Source organism: Plectonema cf. radiosum LEGE 06105, from assembly GCF_015207665.1.
Lineage (GTDB): Bacteria > Cyanobacteriota > Cyanobacteriia > Cyanobacteriales > Nostocaceae > Rivularia > Rivularia radiosa_A.
Genome location: NZ_JADEWL010000297.1, coordinates 1 through 1,800, shown reverse-complemented (window position 1 = coordinate 1,800; position 1,800 = coordinate 1). Strand labels below are relative to the sequence as shown.

Annotated in this window: 1 protein-coding gene; it reads right to left on the bottom strand. The window is 41.2% G+C overall.

Annotated elements, in window-relative coordinates; all coding sequences use genetic code 11:
• Nucleotides 1-413: 413 nt before the first annotated feature.
• Nucleotides 414-1,313, bottom strand: coding sequence for a heterocyst differentiation master regulator HetR (gene hetR, locus IQ247_RS32075; protein WP_193926227.1), 900 nt, complete (start codon nt 1,311-1,313; stop codon nt 414-416).
• Between the last annotated feature and the right edge of the window lie 487 nt (nt 1,314-1,800).

Below are 1,800 nucleotides of genomic sequence, written 5' to 3'. Positions count from 1 at the left end.
GGTAATAAGTAATAAATTCTTGCTCCTAACTGCTAACTGCTAACTCCTAACTGCTAACTGCTAACTCCTAACTGCTAACTGCTAACTCCTAACTCCCAACTCCTAACTCCTAACTCCCAACTCCCAACTCCTAACTCCCAACTCCCAACTCCCAACTCCCAACTCCCAACTCCCAACTCCTAACTCCTAACTCCCAACTCCCAACTCCCAACTCCCAACTCCTAACTCCTAACTCCTAACTCCTAACTCCCAACTCCTAACTCTCATACCCAATCCACAAAAAAAATAGGTTGGGTTTCCATCACGAGTAAACCCAACCTAATAGTTGTTTATTGAATTTTGTTTTTGGACATATTTTTGCTAAAATGGGGGGATTGGCATAATCGGCAGTCAATAATATGACTGCTGATTTATTATTCTTCTTTTTTACCGAAAACCATTTGTAAAAGCATTGGCTCTCCACCTACTTGATGATATTTATCTGCCCAAGCACGAATGATTTGATCCAATTCTTCTAGGGCTTGATCTATTCGTTCGGGTGAAATATCCATTTCTTCCAAAACTCGCATTGTATTGCGTTGTCTTTCCGACCACTCCCTCATCATGCGGAAAAATCGGGCAGTATCTTCCACCATAATGTAGGTACGCTCCTCGTCATCTGCTGTCGCGTAATAGGGACGAGTAAGAGCGTAGAAAGGCATTCCCCAAGGAGAATCAATCCGCGTCACCGTACTTGAATAAAGTAAACGACGCTTGATATGCTCCGCCAAAGCTTCACTTAAAGGCATTTGGTGTCCCGAAGGCATATCTTCTTGGGAACGTTTGTGGAGAAATTCAATTAACTCCAAAAATTCAAAAGAGGTAATTAACTGAGCATCAGGCAGGTTGGGCGGCAATTTTTGCTCAATTTGTCTTTTTTCTTCAGATGTCAGACTGGTGCCAGGAATACGCGAACGTCCAGGCTGCCAAGGAAATTTTTCCATCCATACATAAGGAAACTGAATCAAATAACGCGGTTCCTGAGAACCTAACATCTTCAACAGTTTTCCTTCTGTTAACGCTTGTCTAACTTCTTCGACAATGGCTTTTACCCGCTTCGGCTCTAAATGATGCAAATGACCAGTCATTCGCAGGTTTTGACCCTGTTCCAGATAAGTCATGTAAATTGCACATTTCGCAGCAGTTGCGGCTGCATCTAAAAATGCCCCATGTCTGTGCCCGCTAGTTCGCATGGCACTGAAAGCCAAATAAAGCATGATCTGATCCATCGCGCTGGGGCCAAGACGTTTGATCAGATCAGTATCGTTATGCATATTACAAACTGTTGAATAGCAGGTTAACAAAATTAATAATTGCAGGAAAGTAAGTAGTATACACCTTATAAGCAGGCTATGTGTTCACTTTAATTTATCTATTATGCGACAACTAAGGGTATTAATGGTAGTGATAAACCAAATTTTACCCGTATTTTTACAGAAAAAAGTTAAAACGAACTTTGTTCGTAAGATTGCTATCGCTTTTTTTATTAGTATCTTCACCAACTTATATATGGACACTAATTCAAGGTTGCTATACCCAAAACTGCCCGTACAAGTAGGTTTCGATTGACACGAAGTTTTCCACCTTGGAGCCAACCAGGTAAATGTGTCCTTTTTACATCCCCTGAAAAATGTATGTTAACAGCTTTTTACTGCAAATGTGGCTTTACTATATACAAGTAAGTAATTGGTTAGTTGACAGTTGACAGTTGACAGTTGGCAGTTGACAGTTAATTTCTCCCCATCACCCCATCCCCCCATC